This is a genomic window from Amycolatopsis kentuckyensis (assembly GCF_002155975.1).
In the GTDB taxonomy this organism is placed as follows: Bacteria; Actinomycetota; Actinomycetes; order Mycobacteriales; family Pseudonocardiaceae; genus Amycolatopsis; species Amycolatopsis kentuckyensis.
The window spans coordinates 1-1217 of sequence record NZ_MUMI01000865.1; the positions used below are offsets into that span (position 1 = coordinate 1).

The following is a 1217-nucleotide window of genomic DNA, read 5'->3' on the forward strand; positions in this document are numbered from 1 at the left end:
GCCGACGTCTACCGGCCCGCGGCCGAGGGGCCGTGGCCGGTGCTGCTGACCCGGCTGCCCTACGGCAAGAACCTGCCGATGCTCGCCGCCTTGATGGACCCGGTCGGCAAGGCCCGGCGCGGCTTCCTCGTCGTCGTCCAGGACACCCGGGGCCGCTTCGCCTCCGACGGCGAGTGGGAGCCGTTCACGCACGAACTGGACGACGGCTACGACACGGTTCGCTGGGCCGCCGCGCTCCCGGGCTCGAACGGGTCCGTCGGGATGTTCGGAGCCAGCTACTTCGGCAACTCGCAGTGGATGGCCGCGCTCGCCAAGCCGCCGGAGCTGAAGGCGATCTCGCCGATGGTCACCTGGTCCGAGCCGGACGACGGGCTCTTCGCCCGCGGCGGGGCCCTCGAACTGGGGATCACCGTGCCCTGGTCGCTCATGCACAGCGTCGACACCCTGCTGCGCCGGCACGCCGGCGACCCGACGGCCCAGGGGCAGGCGCTCTTCGCCTTGGTCGGCGATCTCGACGCCGTCGCGAAGACCACGTACTGGGAGCTGCCCGCCGGACACCACCCCGCCTTCGAACGGCACGGCATCCCGGAACTCGGCTTCGAACGGTCCCGGCGGGACCCGGAGTGGAGCGCGGCCTGCCGCGTCGCCGGCCGGCAGGCGGAGGTCGACCTGCCGAGCCTGAACACCGGCGGCTGGTACGACATCTTCTGCCAGGGCACCCTCGACAACTTCGCGGCCATGCAAGCCGCCGGCCGGCCGGCGAACCTGATCATGGGCCCGTGGTCGCACACCGGCAACGCCACGGGCTACCTCGGCGACGTCAACTTCGGGCTGGCCGCCAGCACGGAACTGCTGGGCTTCCGCGGCCGGTTCGCCGACCTCGAGCTCGGCTGGTTCCGCCGGTGGCTCTCCCCCGGCGGCGAACCTTCGCAACCCGAGTTGCCGCCGGTGCTGCTGTTCGTCATGGGGATCAACCAGTGGCGCGAGGAGCAGGAGTGGCCCCTGGCCCGGGCGGTCGACACCGACGTGTTCCTGCGTTCCGGGGACCGGCTCACCTTCGAAGCCCCGGACACCGGCGAGGAAGCCGACACGTTCACCTACGACCCCGCCGACCCGGTGCCCACCGTCGGCGGCGCCCTGCTGATGTCGAACGAGTTCGCGCCCGGTCCCCTCGACCAGGCCAAGGTCGAAGCCCGGCCGGACGTCCTCGTCTACAC

The 1217-nt window shown here is 72.1% G+C and carries 1 protein-coding gene; it reads left to right on the top strand.

Annotated features, from left to right (window positions below; translation table 11 throughout):
- The coding region (locus CCN39_RS48750; RefSeq protein ID WP_143264508.1) for a CocE/NonD family hydrolase at positions 1-1217 on the top strand (1217 nt) is incomplete at both ends.